The sequence below is a fragment of the Rhodococcus sp. 14-2470-1a genome (assembly GCF_002259425.1).
Lineage (GTDB): Bacteria > Actinomycetota > Actinomycetes > Mycobacteriales > Mycobacteriaceae > Rhodococcoides > Rhodococcoides fascians_E.
Genome location: NZ_NPFZ01000005.1, coordinates 197,834 through 216,575, shown reverse-complemented (window position 1 = coordinate 216,575; position 18,742 = coordinate 197,834). Strand labels below are relative to the sequence as shown.

The 18,742-nt window shown below is 65.3% G+C and carries 18 protein-coding genes and 1 tRNA gene; 7 read left to right on the top strand and 12 right to left on the bottom strand.

All coding sequences use genetic code 11. The annotated features are described in order from the left end of the window. Position 1: 1 nt before the first annotated feature. Together CH292_RS03335 and CH292_RS03330 are read right to left on the bottom strand one after the other, a co-directional pair. On the bottom strand, positions 2-733 hold the full coding sequence (locus tag CH292_RS03335; protein WP_019664437.1) for an energy-coupling factor transporter transmembrane protein EcfT: 732 nt from the start codon (positions 731-733) through the stop codon (positions 2-4). Then, positions 730-2,727 carry an ABC transporter ATP-binding protein gene (locus tag CH292_RS03330; protein WP_255182829.1) on the bottom strand — a complete coding sequence of 666 codons (1,998 nt, stop codon included), beginning with the start codon at positions 2,725-2,727 and terminating at the stop codon, positions 730-732. Before CH292_RS03330 ends, CH292_RS03335 begins: the two co-directional genes overlap by 4 nt. Before the next feature lie 65 nt (positions 2,728-2,792). On the opposite strand from CH292_RS03330, the gene CH292_RS03325 reads away from it, so the two are divergent. Beyond that, positions 2,793-3,245: a GNAT family N-acetyltransferase gene (locus CH292_RS03325; protein WP_019664439.1), complete on the top strand. Its 453-nt coding sequence runs from the start codon at positions 2,793-2,795 to the stop codon at positions 3,243-3,245. Positions 3,246-3,324: 79 nt separating this feature from the next. On the opposite strand, the gene CH292_RS03320 is transcribed toward CH292_RS03325, so the two are convergent. Continuing rightward, complete coding sequence (locus CH292_RS03320; protein ID WP_094653989.1) at positions 3,325-4,815, bottom strand: DEAD/DEAH box helicase; 1,491 nt, start codon at positions 4,813-4,815, stop codon at positions 3,325-3,327. A 252-nt stretch (positions 4,816-5,067) separates the two neighbouring features. After that, positions 5,068-6,405: an HNH endonuclease signature motif containing protein gene (locus CH292_RS03315; RefSeq protein WP_094653988.1), complete on the bottom strand. Its 1,338-nt coding sequence runs from the start codon at positions 6,403-6,405 to the stop codon at positions 5,068-5,070. Between the two features lie 518 nt (positions 6,406-6,923). On the opposite strand from CH292_RS03315, the gene CH292_RS03310 reads away from it, so the two are divergent. Further along, positions 6,924-7,529 (top strand): pentapeptide repeat-containing protein, encoded by a 606-nt coding sequence (locus CH292_RS03310; protein ID WP_019664442.1) that lies wholly within the window; start codon positions 6,924-6,926, stop codon positions 7,527-7,529. A 6-nt stretch (positions 7,530-7,535) separates the two neighbouring features. Here the strand turns inward: CH292_RS03310 and CH292_RS03305 are convergent. Both CH292_RS03305 and CH292_RS03300 read right to left on the bottom strand, forming a co-directional pair. Continuing rightward, positions 7,536-7,608 (bottom strand) — tRNA-Arg (locus CH292_RS03305). A gap of 257 nt (positions 7,609-7,865) precedes the next feature. After that, on the bottom strand, positions 7,866-9,098 hold the full coding sequence (locus tag CH292_RS03300; protein WP_019664443.1) for a CdaR family transcriptional regulator: 1,233 nt from the start codon (positions 9,096-9,098) through the stop codon (positions 7,866-7,868). A gap of 351 nt (positions 9,099-9,449) precedes the next feature. Here CH292_RS03300 and CH292_RS03295 point away from each other — a divergent pair, with 351 nt between their 5' ends. Together CH292_RS03295 and CH292_RS03290 are read left to right on the top strand one after the other, a co-directional pair. Then, on the top strand, positions 9,450-10,370 hold the full coding sequence (locus CH292_RS03295; protein ID WP_373454666.1) for an acyl-ACP desaturase: 921 nt from the start codon (positions 9,450-9,452) through the stop codon (positions 10,368-10,370). Positions 10,371-10,537: 167 nt separating this feature from the next. Beyond that, positions 10,538-11,395 carry a universal stress protein gene (locus tag CH292_RS03290; RefSeq protein ID WP_094654016.1) on the top strand — a complete coding sequence of 286 codons (858 nt, stop codon included), beginning with the start codon at positions 10,538-10,540 and terminating at the stop codon, positions 11,393-11,395. Between the two features lie 19 nt (positions 11,396-11,414). Here CH292_RS03290 and CH292_RS03285 read toward each other — a convergent pair whose 3' ends face one another. The 3 genes from CH292_RS03285 to CH292_RS03275 all read right to left on the bottom strand — a co-directional run bounded on the left by CH292_RS03285 (position 11,415) and on the right by CH292_RS03275 (position 13,110). Beyond that, the gene (locus CH292_RS03285; RefSeq protein WP_019664446.1) at positions 11,415-11,741 is read right to left on the bottom strand and encodes a cupin domain-containing protein; all 327 of its coding nucleotides are present in this window, start codon (positions 11,739-11,741) and stop codon (positions 11,415-11,417) included. Positions 11,742-11,803: 62 nt separating this feature from the next. Continuing rightward, a complete protein-coding gene (locus tag CH292_RS03280) occupies positions 11,804-12,307 on the bottom strand; it encodes a dihydrofolate reductase (RefSeq protein ID WP_094626319.1) in 504 nt (167 codons plus the stop codon). After that, positions 12,304-13,110, bottom strand: coding sequence for a thymidylate synthase (locus tag CH292_RS03275; protein WP_020111453.1), 807 nt, complete (start codon positions 13,108-13,110; stop codon positions 12,304-12,306). The genes CH292_RS03280 and CH292_RS03275 overlap by 4 nt, the downstream gene beginning before the upstream one ends. 91 nt (positions 13,111-13,201) lie before the next feature. Between CH292_RS03275 and CH292_RS03270 the strand changes: the two genes are divergently transcribed. After that, on the top strand, positions 13,202-14,068 hold the full coding sequence (locus tag CH292_RS03270) for an Fpg/Nei family DNA glycosylase (protein WP_094653987.1): 867 nt from the start codon (positions 13,202-13,204) through the stop codon (positions 14,066-14,068). Here CH292_RS03270 and CH292_RS03265 read toward each other — a convergent pair. Then, a complete protein-coding gene (locus CH292_RS03265) occupies positions 14,061-15,605 on the bottom strand; it encodes a carboxylesterase/lipase family protein (protein ID WP_094626370.1) in 1,545 nt (514 codons plus the stop codon). The genes CH292_RS03270 and CH292_RS03265 overlap by 8 nt on opposite strands. Before the next feature lie 65 nt (positions 15,606-15,670). Between CH292_RS03265 and CH292_RS03260 the strand changes: the two genes are divergently transcribed. Beyond that, entirely contained in the window at positions 15,671-16,246 is a 576-nt protein-coding gene (locus CH292_RS03260; protein WP_094653986.1) for a molybdenum cofactor biosysynthesis protein, read from the top strand. Between the two features lie 3 nt (positions 16,247-16,249). On the opposite strand, the gene CH292_RS03255 is transcribed toward CH292_RS03260, so the two are convergent. Next, entirely contained in the window at positions 16,250-17,686 is a 1,437-nt protein-coding gene (locus CH292_RS03255; protein ID WP_094653985.1) for an NAD(P)/FAD-dependent oxidoreductase, read from the bottom strand. A 29-nt stretch (positions 17,687-17,715) separates the two neighbouring features. Between CH292_RS03255 and CH292_RS03250 the strand changes: the two genes are divergently transcribed. After that, positions 17,716-18,474: an SDR family oxidoreductase gene (locus CH292_RS03250; RefSeq protein WP_094653984.1), complete on the top strand. Its 759-nt coding sequence runs from the start codon at positions 17,716-17,718 to the stop codon at positions 18,472-18,474. Between the two features lie 6 nt (positions 18,475-18,480). On the opposite strand, the gene CH292_RS03245 is transcribed toward CH292_RS03250, so the two are convergent. After that, on the bottom strand, positions 18,481-18,726 hold the full coding sequence (locus tag CH292_RS03245; RefSeq protein ID WP_019664454.1) for a DUF2630 family protein: 246 nt from the start codon (positions 18,724-18,726) through the stop codon (positions 18,481-18,483). Positions 18,727-18,742 lie beyond the last annotated feature (16 nt).

Sequence of the window (18,742 nt, the reverse complement as noted above, 5' to 3'; positions counted from 1 at the left end):
TCTAGACGAACGTCAGCACGATCCCGGCGGTGCAGCACAGTGCGACGACGGCGAGGGCCAGCGCGTCGGACAGCCCCGGTCGGCTCGGGTGCGCGGTGATCTGGCCGGTACCGCCGCGGGCGGTGATCGCTTCGCCCATCTCGGTTGCCCGACGAATGGCGATGGACATCGTTGCGGTGATCAGGTCGACGATCGAGTTGTCCGAAGCGCTGTTGAGCACCGATTTCGGCCGGAGTTTGCGGGCTGCGATCATCGTGCGCATCTCCTCGATGAGCAGGGGTAGCGATCGCAGGCACAGCGCCAGGGTCGCGGCCCATTCGTCGACCGGCAATTTCAGCTTCTTCAGCGGCGAGACCAGTACGGCCACTGCGGGTGCGATGTCGCTCATCGACGTCGTCCACCCGATCATCAACGAGGCCCCCAGAAGAACGAAGGCGAAGACGGTCGAGCGTAGGAACAACAGAACCGCATCGAGACCGAGCGGAACGTTGATGAGTGCGCCGACGAGAAACAGCACCCAGATCCACCACGGAGGCCGCGGAACGGCGGTCGGTGGAACTCGGCCGATCACCGCCGCGACGACGAGCACTCCGACGACGAGTCCGATGGATGCCCAGGACGGTGCGACGACGATCGTGATGCTGATCAGCAGCACCGCGAGCAGTTTGGTTCCCGCCCAGAGTCGATGGATGGGCGAGGAACCGGGGACCTGACGGAGAACGACTGTGGTCACGACGCGACCCTGCCGGCGTCGAGTACTACGGTCCGATCGCAGATTCGATCCATTCCGTCGACGTCGTGCGAGATCACCACGATGGCAATCCCTTGTCGTCTCAGCGATCCGAGCACGTCGATGATCTCCGTTCGGCCGGGCGGATCCAAGCCGGCAAGGGGCTCGTCGAGCACGAGAATTCGAGGTTTGTTGACAATCAGGCCTGCAATCACGACGCGACGCATCTGCCCGCCGCTGAGCGAGTCGATCTCGCGGCCCGCAAGGGTGCGATCCAGCCCGACGGCGTCCATGGCCACCGCGACCTTGGCGGATCCCACCTCCGGACCTCCTGCGGACTCGATGTCCTCGGCGACGGTTCGACGCTGCAGTTGCAGACGTGAATGTTGGAAGGCCAGGCCCACGGCACCGACGTTGCCCGCGATGTCGCGTCCGTCCAAGCGAGCGGTGCCTGCCGACGGTGACGTCAACCCGGCGAGAATCCAGGCCAGCGTCGACTTGCCGGATCCGTTGCCGCCGAGGACAAGAATGCCGTCGCCCTTCGAGATGGACAGATCGATGCCGTGCAGCGCGTCCTGAGACCACGGTGTCCGGCTGTTGTAGGTGTGGGTGACGCCGGTCAACGTCATCAGGGGCGCGCCGGTGTGGAAAGCGTCCGCGGAGTAGGCGAAGTGCCCGCGCATCCAATCGGGTGTATGTGCGACCTGGAACCCGCTGTGCAGGTGTACGACGCGATCGGCAGCCACCGTCTCCAACTCCTGATGCGTGACGAGCACGACGGACATCGGGTGTCGTTTCGGAAGTGCCGCAAGCAATGCCACCAGACTCGCGCGACCCTCCGCGTCGATCATCGCGGTGGCCTCGTCGGCGATCAGAAGAGCGGGACGCCGAGCCAGGGCCGACGCCACGGCAAGTCGTTGCAGCTGGCCGCCGGACAACGACGACGTGTCCCGCTCGCCCAGACCTGCCAGCCCGACTTCGGACAGTACCGATTCGACGTCGATGTCGTAGCCGGGCGGAAGCCCCCACACGACGTCGTCGGCGACGCGGCTGCCCAGCACCTGACTTTCCGGGCGTTGCAGCACGACGGCCGTTCCTCCGGTCAGTCCGAGTCCGGCTGTGCCCGGGCGTTCCACCGTCCCCGACGTCGGCTCACGGCCCGCGAGGATGCGTGCGAGTGTGGATTTGCCCGACCCGTTGTGTCCGACGACGGCAACGAACTCACCGAGCTCGATCCGCAGGTCGATGTTGTCCAGTGCGGCGAATGTGCTGTCCGGATAACGGAATCCGACGCCGCGCAGTTGTACCGGAAGTGGTCCGACGGCACCGTCCGTTGCGACGGGCAACCGGTCGATCACCGGGATGGTGGCGAGCCGATCCAGGACGGCGCCGAGGATCAGCCAGGCGAACAGGGCGCCGAAGACGATCGACAGTGTGGTCGTGCCGAGAATCCACCACCACCAGTGATCGAGGATGGTTCCGACGCTGTCCCGCAGAACATTCGCGGGGGTGACGAGGAATTCGGCCCGAGACATCAAGCGGGCCAAGCCTTCCACGGTGTTCTCGATGGTCCGCAGAAACAGCTCTCGCAGTGGCGACAGAATCAGCAGCAGGCCGACCATGATTGCCCCGATTGCCGGACCCACCACCATCGACGTGGCCAGAACGGACAGCAGCCCCTGCTTCTTCCGTTTGGCCCGGCCGACGAGGCCACCCAGGATCGCGGACATGGCGACGGTGAACGCGGTGGTGGTGCCGGCTGCGACGAACGCCACGAGCACGCCCGCAACCGCCGCTGCCACGAGTGCTCGGGTGCGGTGACGCTGCACCACGACGGCCATCGGCACGGCCGCCACGATCTGAAGCGCCGTGGCCATGGGAACGAGAATCGCGACGACCGACAGGGCGACCGCGAAACTGCTCATCACCGCTGCCGTAGCCAGCTCGGTAGGCGATAGAGCCCCGGACGTGCGAGGCTCGGCGGGGCTGACTGTCACTTGTCCAGTGTGCCAGCAACCGAGATGGGCGTTTCACGCTCTGCGACCGAAAGAGGCACAGCACAGTGATCACAGTCGACGAAGAGGACTGGGAAACCCCCGTCGGCGCGCAACTGCGCGCAGCACAACGCGCTGAACTGGACGCGCGTTACGGCAACAGCAACCACGAGCCCGGCGCGGCGCCCACCTCCGAGGACATCCTGGTGTTCGTCGTCGCACGGGACGACACCCACGTCGGAATCGGGTGCGGGGCGCTACGACTGCTCGACGAGGGCGAAGCGGAAATCAAACGGATGTACGTCATCCCTCCCGAACGGGGACGAGGCGCTTCGGTGGCGATACTGCGACGGCTGGAAACCAGTGCCCGAAATCGGGGGATCCGTGTCCTCAAACTGGAGACCGGATCCGGACAACCCGACGCCGTTCGCTTCTACGAGCGCGAGGGGTACTCCCGCATCGACGGATTCGGGCCTTACACAGACTCTCCGACATCCATCTGTTTCGAACGGACGCTGTAAGCCAGGATCCAAGACACACAACAAGAGCACCCGACCAGGTCGGGTGCTCTTGTCATGTCTTCGGGTAGGTCGAGTCCGACTACCTGGTTCGCTGGCTCGTCGCCGGGCCCGCGGGACGGCGACGACGGCCACCGCCTGCGGCGTGCTGCCGCTGATCCGGCTGTCCCTGGCTGGAGCGTCCCTGGCTCGGCTGGCCCTGCCCGGAACGCGCCTGGCCCGAACGGGTCTGCTGCCCGGACTGCGCGCGGTCACCCTGGCCGGCGCCACGAGCACTACCACCACGAGCACTACCGCCACGAGCACTGCCACCACGGGCACTGCCGCCGCGGGGTGCGCCGTTGCGGGGCCGAGGGGTTCCCTGACGCTGCGGTTGCGGTGCTGCCTTCGGTACGGGCTCGACGTAGCGAGCCTGCTCGCCCACGAGTTCTGCAACCTGCGGTGAATCTGCCGTGACGCGGACGGGAGTCACCGTGATCGCGGCCTTGCGAAGCAGCACGGCAGTGTCCTTGCGCTGCTCGGGAAGGACGACGGTGACGACGTCTCCTGCGCTTCCAGCTCGGGCGGTACGGCCTGAACGGTGCAGGTAGGCCTTGTGCTCGGCAGGCGGGTCGACGTGCACGACGAGCTGAACGTCGTCGACGTGGACTCCGCGAGCCGCGACGTCGGTAGCGACGAGAACTCGAGCGGTGCCGGACGAGAACGCGAGCAGGTTCCGGTCACGGGCAGCCTGAGACAGGTTGCCGTGGAGGTCCACCGACGGGATACCCGCCTCGGTGAGCTGCTTGGCAAGCTTGCGCGCCTGGTGCTTGGTGCGCATGAACAGGATTCGGCGGCCGGTGCCCGACGCCAACTGCTGAACGAGCTTCTTCTTCGCCTCGACACCGTCGACCTCGAACACGCTGTGGGTCATGGCTTCGACGTGCGACGTTGCTTCGTCGACGGAGTGTGTGACCTGGTCGGTGAGGAATCGCTTGACGAGCTTGTCGACTCCGTTGTCCAGCGTCGCAGAGAACAGCAACCGCTGTCCCTTCTGCGGTGTGGCAGCGAGGATCCGGGTCACGACGGGAAGAAAGCCGAGATCGGCCATGTGGTCGGCCTCGTCGAGGACGGTGATCTGCACGCCGTCGAGGCTGACGTGGCGCTGCTTCATCAGGTCTTCGAGGCGTCCCGGGCAGGCGACGACGATGTCGACGCCTGCGTTCAAGGCGGACACCTGGCGGCCCTGGGACACACCGCCGAAGATCGTGGTGACCTTCAGCTTGTAGGCGGCCGCCAGCGGTTCGATGGCGACGGCGATCTGGGTCGCCAGTTCACGAGTGGGGGCGAGGATCAGCCCACGCGGACGACCGGGCTTGCGGTTGCCCGCGAGCTGGCCGGCGAGGCGAGCGACCATGGGAATGGAGAACGCGAGGGTCTTGCCGCTTCCGGTCTTTCCACGTCCGAGCACGTCGCGTCCGGCGAGTGTGTCGGGAAGAGTGTCGGCCTGGATGGGGAAGGGCTCGGTCTTGCCTTGTGCTGCAAGTGCCTCGGCGAGTGCATTCGGCACGCCGAGTGAAGCAAAGGTAGTCATAGTGATGGGTTGCGCCTTTCGGGCATGGTGCTGCACCGCAAGGTTCACTGCTGTGACCTGTGAGTGCAAGGTTGGCGAGACTGCCGGTGGGCAATTTCGATCGCCGTAAGAAAAGCCTGTGCAGGGTGCACATGGACAACACGGCCGAAGCCGGGCGGAAGTTGAAGCATTCCACGACGTCTGGCGTGCAGCTACACACACCGTTGCCCAGTGTAACCGCTGAACCCTCCATCGCCTTCCCGGAGTGACGTATCAGGCAGCTCTGTGGGTCGTCGCCAGCAGTTTTGCCGCGTATTCCTCGGCGAACTCGTGTTCGACGAACGAGCAGTACCGTCGTGCGACCGGCATCGGGGGCGCCTGCGAGCTGTACCTGTGCCCGGTAGGAGTCTCGAAGTCGTAGACATGGATCGCCCGCGGCTCCTGTCGCTTCGGTGTGGACGTCCACCCGTCGGCTTCTTTGGCGTAGTTGCACGCGGCGCACAATCCCGCTCCGTTGTGCGCACTGGTTGCACCGCCGTGTGCGTGGGAGCGAATGTGGTCGCGGTGACGTATCGGGGCGTCGCACCACGGTGTGCGGCACGTTCGGTCACGCACGTCGATCAGCGTGGCCAACGCTGTGGGAAAGCTCCGCGCCTTGGATTCCATCGCGGTCAGAGCGCCGGAGAGTGGTTCCGCGTACAGCTTGCGCAGCTCGGTGCGCACAGGTGATGCGGCGGCGTCGGCGACGAGCTTGCGTGCGATCGACGCGGGGATCTCGCCGTAGCCGCTCAGATGAGCCGGCTTCGAGTCGTGTCCGAACAGCGTCTCGTCGGAGATGACGAGATTGACCGACACCGCGGCCCCCGAGGCTGCGTGCGCTGTACCGGTGATGCGCTCGAACGCGAGGTCGGCCATGATCTGATCGCGGGTGCGACGTTCGTCCCCCACACCGACCAAGGAGTCGGCGTCTCTTCGTAGAGTTGCCCACATCGAGACACCTCTGTCCATCGATGTCATCACCTTGAACTCGCACATGAAGTCGGGATGCGGCCGAGTGCTCGCACGGCGTTGTTCGAACGCTCTTGCTTTCCTCCTCGCCACGGAGGCGGGGTCCAGTTCAGCTGCCAATGTCCGGGCTCGACGCTCGATCGCGTTGTCTCCCAGATTCTTCAAGGTTGCCGAGTCGGAGCACAATTGCTCGTCGATCGACCGCCTGTCCTCTGCGGTCAAGCACGCAGTTTCTTTGGCGATCAGAGTTGCTCGCCACTCGTTCAGCTCACCCGAACGCAGGCGTGCGTGGGTATGGGGCATCTCGTGGACGAGGGCCCGGGCGAGGCCCAACAGCCGGCCACCCTTGTTCGGTGACTCACGACGGGCGAGGCCGATCTGCGACGCGACTCCCTTGCGCCACTCTGCCTTCGGTCGACCCTTCGCCTTACGTTCTGCGGCAATGCTGTTCGCCACGGCGTCCGTGACGGTGGCTTGGTGCGCGGAGCCCGCGCTCTTCAAGTCCTCGAGCGCGGAGATGAGGTCGATTCCCGCCGCCGCGTCGTCGTCGAACTCGCTGGTGCGCAGACGGGCCACGAAACCGAGTACTTCTGAAGCGTTCACAAGTCCCCCCAAGGAATGCATTCGAACGTATGTTCTACAGTAACCGACGGGGGCTCACGCCGCAACCACGCGCTTCCCTCAGTGGCGAACGGCTTGGTATCGTTCGCGCATCGACACATATTCTCTGTGAACCAGGCCTCTCACGACGGCTGTGTACGCCGCGCACGCGCGGTGGTGATTACGTGCGCCACGGGAGGAACCCGATCGAGGGTTCCCAGCTCCCGTGCCGTACCGAGCCCAACATTCATCGGAGTTCTTTCACCATGTCGTCGACACCTCTTCCCTTCACGTCTTCCATCGGCGCCCGCGCTGAACTGCGGGCAGACTGCAGCAACTGTTTTGCCCTGTGCTGCACAGCTTTAGGATTCTCTCGATCGGCGGATTTCGCCGAGGACAAGGCAGTCGGTGCACCGTGCCGACACCTCGGGTCGGATCACTCCTGCACTGTTCACGACAGTCTTCGCAGCCGCGGTTTTCGTGGGTGCACGGTATTCGACTGCTTCGGCGCAGGGCAGGCTGTGTCGCAACGTCTTTTCGGCGGTGTCGGCTGGCGTGATCGACCGGACACGCGTCAGTCGATGTTCGCGGCGTTCACGACCGTCAAGCTACTGCACGAAATGCTCTGGTATCTGGCCGAAGTGGGGGAGCGCACGTACGACCCGGATCATGCGGACGAAGCACGCAGCGTCACGAACACGATCACCACGCTGACGGCATCAGGTCCCGAGGAGGTGCTCTCGGCCGACGTCGAGAACCTTCATCTCACCGTGAGAGTGCTTCTGATGGACGTCAGCGCTGAAATACGGTCTCGCTACTTCGCCGAAGGGGATCGCCGGGATCGACGGCTGACACCGGGCGCGGACCTGGCTGAAATCGACCTGCGCGGACTGCCCCTGTGCGGAGCCGATCTTCGTGGCGCGTGCCTCATCGCGGCGGACCTTCGACACTGCGATGTCACGGGCGTCGACCTGCTCGGAGCAGACCTGCGAGACGTACGCGTCGAGGGAACAGATCTCTCGGGTGCTCTGTTTCTGACCCAGTCGCAGGTGAACTCCGCGCAGGGTGACGAACGAACACGCCTTCCAGCCGGGATCGAACGCCCACGGCATTGGAACGCGGAGTGACCGAAGTGCCCTCGGCAGGATTCGAACCTGCGACCTACCCTTTAGGAGAGGGTTGCTCTATCCCCTGAGCTACGAAGGCGAGTTGTGCACGTGCGAGTGTACCGGCTCCCTTGGGCGAGATGAACTCGTGCCCGCTACGCCCATCGAGGGCTGGTGAACGCGAGAAGCCGCCCACACGAATGTGGGCGGCTCCGCTGACAGTGTCCGCCAGTGCGCCTCTCGGCAAGAGGCCGCTCGAAGCGGCAATGTGTTGGTACCCGGGGCATGGATCGAACACTGTCGATCGGTTCAACTCATGCCGGTGGAAAATGATTCCCCGCGTCGCCGACGGACGTTCTAGGCAGCGCCCTGTGCTGCTTCCAGTCTGCGAGCGACCAGAGCTGCCTGCAGATGGCGGATGCCCGACGGCCGTGTCGGGTCGAATCCGGTGAGCTGCGCGATTCTCTTGAGGCGGTAGTCGACCGTATTGGTGTGCAAGTGCAGTTGCCGCGCGGACCGCTGACGGTTGAGGTCGTGCGAGATGTGGATCTCCAGCGTTTCCAACAGTTCCGGTGACGCGTCGAGCGGTTCGAGGATCTGCCGGAGGTGGCGTCGTCCTGGGCCTGGGCGCGTCAGCTGGTACTCGAGAACCAGATCGTCCATCCGGTACAACCCTGCCGGGCGGTGGAGTTGGTGCGCGAGCGCAAGCAGTTCGTGCACCTGGTCCGCGGCCGTCGGGATGTCCGCGGTGGCTGCTTGTTCGGCGGTGACGGTGAGTTGTACTTCGGCGGCCGTGCTGAGGCGGTGCACGAGTGCTTCCACCCATTCCTCGTCCTGCACGCCGGGAATGAGGACGGTGCCGCCTTCGGTGCTGAGCATCGACAGGGGGCTACGTCCGCAGACGGTGGCCAGTTCGGCTTGGACCCGCCGGAGTTTGCGGCGAGCAGCGACGGTGCGTTGGATTGCCGGATCGTTCTCGTCGGGATGAGGCGGCACGGACAGAGCGAGGACGAGGTAGCTGTCCGCGAGCTCGATGCCGGACTGCCGAGCGATCGAGACGGCGTTGTGTCCGCTGAGCAAGGAGGACACGAGGGTGTGCGCGGCGGTGTGGTGCTCGCTCGCGACGGACTGCAGTTCCTCGACGTAGCTCTTCGACGCGGCGATCGAGACTTTCTCCGACAGCAGGACGAACATCCGTGCTGCTTCGATCAGATCGCTCGTGTCGCCTTCGCCTGCGCGCTTGGACACCAGGTTCCAGCCGATCTGAATCCCTTCGTGGTACACGGTCAGTACCGATTCCAGCGGCACGCCCTCGCGTGCCCACTGGCTGGCCTTGGCGCGGAGCTCTGCCAGGTCGCTTTCGTTGGGCGGGCGTCGTTCGTCGAGCATCTGCACAGCGATGCTGATGCATTTGACGGTGAACTCGGTGACGTCGCCGTGCAGTTGTTCGCCGGGCAGCGAGCCGCAGGGTGTATTGGCCGCGAAGTGGCCGACCAGCAATCGCGCGACAGCGCGGAAGTCGCGGAGCGGCGCCGACGCCGGCTGGCCGGCAACCATGATTCCGAGGCTTGTCGTGTTGTGAGCGGTCACAGATCAGCCTTTCGTGTAGGAACTTCAGCTCTGTCCGAAAAAAAGTTACTGATGCGTATTGTTGCGCATCCACGCAAAAATGGTTGGAAACTTGACCGAAACCCCGGCGATTCTGAACCCGAAGTTTGTTTTCAGGCGTCTAACAAACTTGATCATAGGATGTTATCAACGCGTTATCCAGTCTTTCAACGGAGAAATTTGTGAAGGCTCTCAACTCGTCTCGGATTCGGGTTGCGACATTGCCTAAACAATCCGGGGAACCTACTCACGGTGCCGATCGTGGGCTTAGCGTCGTCGTGTGCCGAACGGAGTCTGTGGTCGGCACAGAGAATCGGATCCGATCACGAGGGGGTGGGGACAGTGAACGGAGCACCAGGTCGAACGACCTTGCTTCGAGATCTCGAGCCAGTGATCGAGCAGAGACTCGAGCGTCATCTACGTACCGCGCAGAGGTGGGACCCGAGCGCCTACGTTCGTCCGGAACTGTATTGGGGGCAGCGCCGCTCGTCGCTGACCGAGACGGCGAAGGCCGCGCTCGTCACCACGCTGCTCACACACAACAACACTGCGCTCGCCGACCCGGCCCGGGAACTCTTCACGAGTTCACCTGCGTGGGCCGAGTGGAGCGCGGTCTGGTCCGACGAGAAGCGTTCACATGCGGATGCGATCCAGCGATACCTGGTCGCCACCAAGAGCGTCGACGCCGTCGCGCTGGACCGAGCGAGGGTGCAGTGCACCACCATCGGGATCGAGTCGTCGATGGAGGGCGACAACTTCCTTCGCTCGATCGTCCACTCCACGATCGATGTCATGGCGACGATGGTGAGCCACCGCAACACGGCCGTCGAGTGCGCGGATCCGGTGGCGGAGGAGCTGCTCGGGCGCATCGTGGCCGATCAGGAGCGGCACGTGGCGTTCTTCTCCGACGTCGTCGCGGGTGCTTTGGAGTCTGCGCCGGCGCAGACGCTCAAGGCGATCACCGAGGTTCTGATGAATTTTCAGCTGCCCGGGAGTGGGCTCGTCGGTTTCGAGCGCAGCGCAATGCTGCTCGCCCGCGACGGAATCTACGATCTCCGTCTGCATCTCGACGACGTGCTCCTTCCCGCTGTACGGATGTGGCGCATCTTCGATCGGTCGGCCGTGGATTCGTCCGACCGCAATCGCAGGATCCTGTCCGACTTCCTCGATGACATGGAGGTCCAGGCGACCACCTTCGAGCAACTGCGGATTCGCGCTCGTGCGCGGGACGCAGCAAGACTGCGCGCGTCCTAGAACGCTCGCACGAGACCCCCGGGGGGTCTGTGGGAAGGCGCCCTCTCTCCGGTTCTCCGATGATTGCTCTCGGAGAACCGGAGAGAGGGTACTTGCCGTTCGAGAACCCGCATGCGCCCGTGGTGTGGACTATCGTGTGGGGCGGCACAGCGAGCGGAGGCAGCCACGTGAGCAGCAGCACCATCGTCGTCGGAATCGACGGGTCGGAAGCGTCGGATCTGGCGGTCGTGTGGGCCGCGCAGACAGCGTCCAATCGGGATTGCACCCTGCGGATCGTCGCCGCTGTCGACCTTCCTTCCTATCTACCCGAGGACAACGACGTTCGAGCCGTGTTCGGCTCTCGGCTCGTCGCCGCGGAAACCCTTGCGCGTGAAAGCATCGAGGGCTCCGCGTTGTCCGTCGTGACCGAGGCTCGGGACGGAACGGTCGTCGACGTTCTGCTGTCCGAGTCCGAGAACAGCGCCCTCGTCGTCCTGGGTGCACGCGGGCTGGGCGAATCGGATTCCGGACTGCTCGGATCTGCTGCCATTGCACTCACCGCCCACGCGTCGTCCCCTGTCGTCGTGGTTCGGGGCCGCAGTATCGACGGACGCCCGCCCACAACGGGGCCCGTCGTCGTCGGAGTCGACGGGTCCGCCGTCGGCCAGGCAGCGGTGGCAGCGGCCTTCGACGAGGCGTCGCACCGCGGTGCGCCCCTGGTTGCGGTGCATGTATGGGCCGACGTGGCCCTCGCTCCGATGTCGGCCGTGCCACTGCAGTGGGACGACATCGCGTCGTCGGAGGAAGCGGTTCTGGCGGAAAGCCTTGCCGGATGGCAGGAGAAGTATCCCGATGTCGAGGTCAGGCGAGTCGTCGCGCAGGACAGGCCGGTGCGGGTGCTCGCACAGTTGTCCGAGCAAGCGTCGCTGATCGTCGTCGGGAATCGCGGCCGCGGTGGTTTCCGCGGGATGTTGCTGGGCTCGACCAGCTACGCCCTCATCCACTCGGCGGACTGCCCCGTACTGGTTGCCCGAGGCGAGTCCTGACGCGGCAGAGTATGCCGAACTAGACGGCGACGGTCAGTAGGAACGCGACGTCCTCGATTGCTTCGACGCTGTGGCGGGCATCCGGCACGACGAGGAGGTCGCCTGCCGAGCCCTTCCAGGACTTCTCGCCGCTCACCAGGGTGAGCTGACCGCTGATGACGAGGACGGTGGACTCACCGGACAGGTCGTGCTCGGCCAGTTTGTTCCCGGCGGCCAACGCGACGACCGTCTGGCGCAGGTGACGCTGGTGCCCGCCGTAGACGGTCTGCGAACTGCGGCCACTCGACGTGCCCACGGCGAGCTTCAATTGCTGGCGGGCAAGGGCGGTGAGTGACTTCTTGTCCATGCGCCCCAGTATGGCCCAACCGCAGCCGCGGTGAGGGGCATCGGAGCGAAATCCGCTGTGAATCAGGTAGTTCGGTAAGCCTTGCCGTACTGGTTCCAGCGGAAGCGGTGGCCGCTCTTCTCGCTGACACGCCACTCGCCGAGCGTTGCCGCCCAGCCGTCGGGAATGTGCGGAGCACGAGTTTCTCCCTCGACCGAGAGGTCGATCTCGGTGACTTCCAACCGTGTCGTGAACGGCAGTGCAGCGCGGTAGATTTCGCCGCCGCCGATGACCCAGACCTCACCGTCGACGAGGGCGAGCGCGTCCTCGACGCTGCCGGCGGTGTCTGCTCCGTCGGCGTGCCAACTGCGGTCTCGGGTCACGACGATGTTGCGCCGACCGGGCAGCGGTCGAAATCGTTCCGGCAGCGAATCCCACGTCCTACGACCCATGACGACGGGATGGCCGCGGGTGATCTCGCGGAAGTGAGCCATGTCCTCGGGGATGTGCCACGGGATGGTCGTGCCGTCGCCGATGACTCCGTCGTGGGCCTGTGCCCAGATGGCGCCCACCGTCGTCGGGCTCATACAGCGACCGGCGCCTTGATGGACGGGTGGTGCTGGTACCCGACGACCTCGATGTCCTCGAACTGGTAGTCGAAGATCGAATCGCGCTGTGCAAGCTTCAGTTTCGGGTACGGGAACGGTTCCCGGCTCAGTTGCTCGGCAACTTGCTCGCGGTGGTTGTCGTAGATGTGGCAGTCGCCGCCGGTCCACACGAAGTCGCCGACTTCGAGGCCCACCTGCGCAGCGACCATGTGCGTCAGCAGTGCGTAGCTGGCGATGTTGAACGGAACTCCGAGGAACAGATCGGCGCTGCGCTGATAGAGCTGGCAGGACAGTTTGCCGTCGGCGACGTAGAACTGGAAGAAGGCATGGCAGGGCGGCAGTGCCATCTGCGGAATCTCGCCGACGTTCCACGACGAAACGATGTTGCGTCGCGAATCGGGATCCGAGCGCAGAAGGTCGAGAGCAGCCGAGATCTGGTCGATGTGCTCGCCCGACGGTGTCGGCCACGACCTCCACTGGACCCCGTAGACGGGACCGAGTTCACCGTCGGGTGCTGCCCATTCGTCCCAGATGGTGACGCCGTGCTCCTGCAGCCAGGACACGTTGGAGTCGCCGCGGAGAAACCACAGCAATTCGTAGACGATCGACTTCAGATGCACCCGTTTGGTGGTGATCAGCGGGAATCCCTCGGCGAGGTCGAACCGCATCTGGTGGCCGAAGACGCTGGTCGTGCCCGTCCCGGTGCGGTCGGACTTGGCGGTGCCGGTCGCGAGTACGTGCCGCAGCAGATCCTCGTACGGGGTGGAAACCATGTGGAACATTATGCGCCCCGTTCCGTCGGACCACGCCGAGCACCCGCCCAGCATTGTGTCGATAGTGCGAGAGTGTCGACGCCGAGCGCATAATTGCCCCATGCCCGAGTTGCCCGAAGTCGAAGCTCTCGCGGGTTTTCTCCGTGAGCACGCCGTCGGCGCCGTGATCGGTCGTGTCGACATCGCCGCACTGAGCGTGCTCAAGACGTTCGATCCGCCGATCACGGAGTTGCAGGGACGAGACGTGACCGACGCGGCGCGGTTCGGCAAGCACCTGGCTGTACAGGCAGGGGATCTCTGGCTGATCACGCATCTGTCCCGGGGCGGATGGCTTCGGTGGACGGACAACCCGTCGGCGGCTCCGCCGAAACCAGGGAAGGGTCCGCTGGCGCTCCGTGTCCACTTCTTCACGCCGGAGGGGCTGACACCCGCCATCGACCTCACCGAAGCGGGCACGAAGAAACGGTTGGCAGTCTGGGTGGTGCGTGATCCGCAGGAGGTGCCGGGCATTGCTCGCCTCGGTCCCGACGCCTTGGCCGTCACGGAAACGGAATTCGCCGACATCATGAAGGGAACGACGGCTCGACTGAAGACGGTTCTCGTCGACCAGTCGATGTTGGCCGGGATCGGCAACGCCTACTCCGACGAGATCCTCCACGTGGCCAAGCTTTCACCGTTCGCATCGTCGGGCAAGCTCGATCCCGAGTCGGTCGGAGTGCTGTACGCCGCGATGCGCGAGGTGCTGCTGGACGCCGTCGCCAGGTCGACCGGTCAGGATGCGGCCCGGCTCAAGGGCGAGAAGAGGTCGGGAATGCGGGTGCATGCCCGGGCGGGTCTGCCGTGTCCGGTCTGCGGGGACACCGTCCGCGAGGTCTCCTACGCCGAACGTTCCTTCCAGTACTGCGCGACGTGCCAGACATCCGGCAAGATCCTGGCGGATCGCCGGATGTCCCGCTTGCTCAAGTAGCGGACGCTTCGGTCTTCTGGCTCGCGTAACCGCGGTAGCCCTCCCAGGCCCGTCGCCGATCGCTGCGCGGGTCACGTTGGACCCGGGTTCTGGTGTCGAAAATGAGTGTCTCGCGGGTACTTTCGTCGTACTTCGGCCAACTCGGGAGCGGCGAGCCCGTGCGCGCGAACTCCAACCACTGCGACTGGACGTGTTCGGTGACCTCCTGGAAGGCGCGTCGTCCACCGGGAACGGTCATCAACTTGCCGAACGACGTCTCGTTGATTCCGAACACTGCGAACAGTTCGAATCCATGTGTGGCGTCGAGTCCGAGCCACTTCATCACCCGCGGCGCGAAATCGAATCGATAGCTGTAGGTCGGAGCCCTGCGCGAGTGTGTTTCCGCGACCTCGATGGACGGTTTCCAGAACGTGAAATCGCCTCCGACGTCGATCGCTGCCGATTCCTGCGGATAGTCGGGGTACGCCTCGAGGACAACGTCTTTCGCGGCAGGGTCGGTCAGTGCGAAGAGTGTGTCGATGCGTGACGGATTGGTCGGGAGGGCGTCGAGCACCTTGGGGAACAGCGTGCCCTCACGTCCGTTGGTGCCGATGATCAGCGGAACCGCGTGGGCAGTGCCGTCGGCGCAGGCGTCGACCGGGTTCTTCGGCAGAAAGTCACCGTCGACTACCGGGCCGAACGGATGGAGGCCGGGAGTGCTCTTGACGACCGACAGAGCCAGCTTCGAGCCCGTGCTGCCGAGAGTCTTCACGTCGGCGCTGTCCAGGGTGCTCGCTACGTTGCCTCCGTCGCCGAGGAGTTCGACGAACTGACGTGCCCAGTCCGTCGCTCGGTCCTGGGTGGCGACGAGTCCGGGAGCCGAACTTTCTGCGATGGCCCGCGCGAACAAACCCTTCGCCGACGGTGTTGCCAACAGAGTCGTCACCGCGTTGCCGCCGGCGGATTCGCCGAAGACGGTGACGTTGTCCGGATCGCCACCGAACGCGCTGATGTTGCGCTGCACCCATTCGAGCGCGGCCACCTGATCTCGCAAGCCGAGATTGGAGTCGAATTGCCTGGTCGGTGTCGAGAACTGGGAGAAGTCGAGGTAACCGAGCGTGCCCAGGCGGTAGTTGATGGACACGTAGACGATTCCGTCCCCGTCCTTCAGCGCCCGACGCACCAACGAGCCCCCGCCGTAGAGCGGGGTGGCCGACGTTCCCAGCGTGTAGGCGCCGCCGTGGATGAAGACCATGACCGGCAGAGACCCCACGCTCCGGCGTCCGGGAGCCAGAACGTTGAGGGTGAGGCAGTCCTCGCTCGACGGTTGGTACTTGTTCACCGACAGCATGGTTCCGCGCTTGTGCTGGACCGAGGCGTTGCCCCATTCGGTGGCGTCCCGCACTCCGGTCCACGGCGCTACCGGCTGTGGTGCGCGCAGGCGGAGCGGGCCCACCGGAGGAGCTGCATAGGGGATTCCCCGCCACGTGACGAGGTCACCCACGGTCTTTCCCTGCAGGACGCCGTCCACGGTGGTGACTCTGGTGTTCGCGAGCATGACACGCAGTCTACGCGGAGATCTTACCGACGGGTAAGTATCGGGGAGTATGGACAATCGGGGTCATGGAGTTCCAGTACCGCGCCGATGTGGTGCAACTGCTCGTCTCGCCCGCCCACGCGTATTTCGGCCGCGCCAAGGACGGACCTGCGAAGGAGGTGCCGACGCAGTTCCCCGAACAGGTGGACATCGTTGCGCACAAGGGAATTCGCGGTGACCGCTTCTTCGGCGTCAAAGCGCACACCGAAGCCGCGGTGACGTTCCTGGCCGCCGAGGCGTGGTACGCCGTCGGCGACGCACTCGGAATCTCGATGCCCGACACCGCGGTGGCCAGGCGAAACATCGTCGTACGCGGTCTGGAACTCGATCCGTTGCGCGGTGAGGAATTCGAGCTCGATTCCGGTGACGGTCCGGTGAGATTTCGAGGCGGCAGGCCGGCGCATCCCTGCGTGTGGATGGACACCATGGCGGCCGAGGGTGCGCGCAAGGCTCTGATCGGCCGCGGAGGGCTCCGCGCCGAGCCGCTCGCCGACGGGATTCTCCGCGTGGGAACCGTGGTCGTCGGATCGCCCGTCGAACTGCGTGCCGTCGACGCGGCACGGCAGGTCAAACGGGCTCAGCCACTCCGCGACGGGCGATGAACCCTAACCGCGCCGTGATTCGAGGAGGCGCAGCCAGACTTCGCTGACCGTGGGGTACGACGGTACGGCGTGCCACAAGTCGTCGAGCGTCACCTTGCCGACGACGGCGACGGTGGCGGCGTGGACCAGTTCGTCGACGCCGGGTCCGACGAAGGTGGCGCCGACCACGATGTCCTTCGCTCTGTCGACGACCAACTGAGCGTGCCCGGAGTAGTCGTCCTGCTGAAGCGACGATCCCGCGACCTCGATGTCGACCCCGAGGATTTCGACGTCGATGTCCGCCGAACGCGCCCGCTTCTCGGTGAGACCGACGGACGCGACCTGCAGCGGGGTGAACACCACCTGCGGCACCTGTCCGTGATCGGCCGAGGCGGTGAAGCGCTTGCCGTTCAACGGCTTTCCGTCGGCGCGGGCGGCGATGACGTCGCCGACCACGCGCGCTTGGTATTTGCCCATGTGGGTCAGCGGCGCGCGACCGTTGATGTCGCCTGCCGCATAGAGCCAGGGGACACCGGGTACCTGGAGGTGGTCGTCGGTGTCGACGTAACCTCGATCGTCGACCCCGATGGACGACAGACCGAGGTCGGCGCTCGCCGGCGTGCGGCCTGCGGCGACCAGGATCTCGTCGACGACGATCTTCTCGCCGTTCACCGTCAATTCTGCTGCGCCACCATGGATTCTGCCGATTCCCGTGTCCGACGCGTCCGGCCGCGACACGGCTGTGAGGTCGGCGTCGAACAGAATCGTCGCGCCGCGGGATCGAAGCGCGTCGGCGACGAGGTCGCTCGCGAAGGGTTCGGCGCTCGCCAGCAGGGCCGAGCCGCGCACGATCATCGTCACCTCGGCGCCGAACGACAACAGCCACGTCGCCGCTTCCGACGCCACCACACCGCCTCCGATGACGGCGACTCGGTGGGGGATCTCGTGAATGTTGGTGGCGTCGCGGGAAGTCCAGGGGAGTGCGTCACGCAGGCCAGGGGTGCCCGGAACCGACGCGGTGGTCCCGGTCGCGAGGACGACGGCGTGCCGGGCCGTCAAGGTGCGCCCGCCGACGTCGACCGTTCGGTCTCCGGTGATGCGGCCGTGGCCGCGGACCACGGAGATCCCGGCGGACTCGGCCCACGACACCTGCGAGGAATCGTCGAGGGAATGGGTGAAGGATTCCCGACGCGCCAGCACGGCGTCGACATCGAGGCCGCGGTCGCCGACGAGTTCCTTCACCCCCGGCATGTTGCGTGCGGTGGTGAGCACTTCGCTGGGCCGCAGCAACGCCTTGCTGGGCATGCACGCCCAGTAGGAACACTCGCCGCCGACGAGTTCGTGCTCGACGACCACCGCGGTGCGGTCGCTGCCTGCGATGGCGTAGCTCGCGGCGTTCTCGCCGACGGGGCCCCCGCCGACGACGATGACGTCGAATTCGTCAGTAGTGTTCACGGTCATCTTTCAAGAGTGGCATAGGGTCTTCGGGCATGGGGACGATGCGGAACAAGATTCTGATCACCGGTGCAAGCTCGGGGCTCGGTGAGGAGATGGCCAAGCGATTCGCCGCGCAGGGTAAGGATCTGGCCCTGTGTGCCCGACGCCTGGACCGGCTGGAGGCGCTTCGCGACGAGCTGATCGTGGCCAACCCCGGCGTCACCGTCGCCGTCAGAGCGCTGGACGTGACCGACCACGATGCCGTGGGCCGGGTGTTCGGCGAGTTGCACGACGAACTCGGTGGACTGGATCGGGTTGTCGTCAACGCGGGGCTCGGCAAGGGCGCAAAGATCGGTACCGGCCGCGCCGACGCCAATCTCGCCACCGCCCGAACCAATTTCGTCGGCGCGCTGTCACAGATCGAGGCAGCGCTGGAGATTTTCCGCAAGCAGAAGTTCGGGCACCTGGTGCTCGTGTCCTCGGTCAGTGCCGACCGCGGACTTCCCGGCCCCAAGGCGGTCTACTCCGCGAGCAAGGCGGGCGTTGCGGCGCTGGGTGACGCCTTGGCCACCGAACTCTCCGGCACCGACATCGTCGTCACGACGCTGTTGCCGGGCTTCATCGAGACGGACATGTCCGCGAAGGCCGGCGACAAGAGCGTGCTGACGGCGAGCCTCGACCAGGGCGTGACGGCGATGATCAGCGCAATCGAGAAGGAACCGAGGCGCGCAGCGCTGCCTGGCCTGAGGTGGCGGGGCATCGATGTCGCGCTGCGGTTCCTGCCCAATCGGATCACCGACAGGCTCGTCTGACGCGGTCTACTGGAGGTAGTGCTCCACCTGCTCGACGCTGCCTGCCTGTGCGTCGTCCGGGTCGAGCCCCGCGTCCAGACGCGCTCGGCGCTGCCGAAGCAGATCCCAGCACTGGTCGAGTGCGTGCTCGATCTTCGTCAGCTCGGCCTTTTCGTCTGCCGGATCGATGTCGCCTGCCTGGGTGTCGGACCGAAGTTTGTGCTCGGTGGCCACCAGCTGCTGGATCGTCGTGTAGATGTCGTGCTCGCTCATAGCGACCACGGTAGAC